This window comes from Streptomyces sp. URMC 126 (assembly GCF_051386555.1).
Lineage (GTDB): Bacteria > Actinomycetota > Actinomycetes > Streptomycetales > Streptomycetaceae > Streptomyces.
The window spans coordinates 1-1771 of record NZ_JBPQTX010000579.1 but is presented as its reverse complement, the minus strand read 5'-3'; the positions used below and the strand labels follow the sequence as shown (position 1 = coordinate 1771).

Annotated in this window: 2 protein-coding genes and 1 pseudogene; 2 read left to right on the top strand and 1 reads right to left on the bottom strand. The window is 77.4% G+C overall.

The features are described from left to right. Both ACSNOK_RS32865 and ACSNOK_RS32860 read left to right on the top strand, forming a co-directional pair. Nucleotides 1-522 (top strand): annotated as a pseudogene (locus ACSNOK_RS32865) (hypothetical protein); the annotation flags it as partial. Nucleotides 523-730: 208 nt separating this feature from the next. Beyond that, nucleotides 731-1258, top strand: a complete 528-nt coding sequence (locus ACSNOK_RS32860) for a DUF4142 domain-containing protein (protein WP_436784446.1) — start codon at nt 731-733, stop codon at nt 1256-1258. Between the two features lie 108 nt (nt 1259-1366). Here the strand turns inward: ACSNOK_RS32860 and ACSNOK_RS32855 are convergent. Then, on the bottom strand, nt 1367-1771 hold a 405-nt coding region (locus tag ACSNOK_RS32855; RefSeq protein ID WP_436784445.1), incomplete at its 5' end, for a LytR C-terminal domain-containing protein.

Here is a 1771-nt window from a genome sequence, read left to right as displayed (position 1 = left end):
ACCCCCGGCCCCGTGCCCGTCGGCGCGCCCGCGCCGTCCGGGAGTCCGGCGCCCGTCGCCGTCACGCTGTCCACGGCTCCGCTGCCGGTCGCCGAGGCGGGGGCCGCCGCCACCGCGGAGGCGTCGCGCCGCGTCGCCGCCGACGCCCTGCGGGTGCTGGACCAGGACGCCATCGGGCAGCGCGCCGCGGAGGCCGCCGCCGCGTGCGGCGCGGTGCGGAGTCCGTCGGCCGAGCAGCGCCGTGCCTGCGGCGCGGTGAAGGAGCGGCTCGACGTGCTGGTCGCGGCCCGGACGGGGTTGCGGGAGCAGGCCGCGGCGGCCGCTCCGGACCGGGCCGCCGTCGCCCGGATCGTGGCGGACGCCCAGCGGGCACGGGACGAGCTCGCGCCGCGGGCCGCCGACGGCGGGGAGAGCGACGGCGGCCTGCTCTCCCTCGTCAGCAGGCTGCTGGGCGTGCTCGCCGAGCTGACCAGCGGTCTCGTGGGCACCCTGACCGGTCTCGTGACGGGTCTCTTCGGCTGACCGGCCGGGCCGGCCGAACCGGCCCCCATACCCCCGATCGCCCGAAAAGAACGCCGCCAAATGGCGGGACCGACGGCGTCCGGCGGGCCGACGGCCGCACGCCGGGTGCATTGTTCAGCTCCGTGAGGGGCCGCGACGGGCGGCCCTCGGCCGGACGGGCCCGCGCACGCGGCGTGCCGCGGGCCGACGACGAACGGAGCTGCGAACGATGCGTATGCGACACCGGGCCATGACGGCGCTGGCGGTCCTCACCCTCTCCATGGGGCCGGCCGGTACGGCCCTCGCCACGGACGCCCTCGACGACGCCTTCCTCGGCGCGGTGCACCAGGGCAACCTGGCCGAGATCGCCGCGGGCGGCGACGCCCAGAAGAACGCCGTGTCGATGTGTGTGCGGGACACCGGCAAGGTGCTGGTCCGCGACCACACGCTGATGGACGAGGGCGTCAAGGAGCTCAGCCGCAAGCTGAAGATCACCCTGCCCCGTTCGGTCACCCCGAAGCAGGAGCGGGAGCTGAAGGAGATCCGGAAGAAGGCGCGGACCCGCGGCTACGACAACCTCTGGCTGCGGGCCCAGGACACCGCGCACGTCCAGACCCTGGACCTGCTGGACGCCGAGGTGGCGCACGGCAAGGACGCGACGCTCCGGGATGCGGCCAAGAAGGCGCGTCCGGTCGTCGCCAAGCACCTGGACATGGTGCGCGACTGCATGATGCACATGCCGCCGCGGCACCGCTAGCGGCCGGCGACACCCCTGACGACCGCGGGGCCCGCGAGGGCGGCCCCGCGGTCGTCGCGTTTCCGCCGCCCCTTCCGACGTCGCCCGCACCACGGCTACCGGCCGGCCTCAGTCGACGCAGGTGACCCCGCCCATCCGCACCGGCCGTCCGTGGAAGGCGTCGTCCGGCATCCGGCCGCTCGCGTCCGGGACGACCGGCCGGGCCGAGGTGTCGCCCGGCGGGCCCGGTGTGCGCGGGGCGGAGCCGAGGGTGACGACGACGTGCCGGGCGGGGAGGGACGGGTCCGGTACGGGGTCGGCGCCGAGGCGGGCGGCGATGTGGCGGGCCGCGGCGTCCGCGCCGGTGCCGTGGGTGACGGTCGTGGCGGTGGCGGCGGGGGCGTTGGCGATCCGTCCCGGGGTGTAGCCGAGGGCGGCCAGGGCCCGGGACTCGGCCGCCGCGGCACCCGGCGCCCCGGAGGCGTTGCGCACGTCGACGGTCGTCGAGGACGCGTCGGCCGGGAGGGTGGGCGC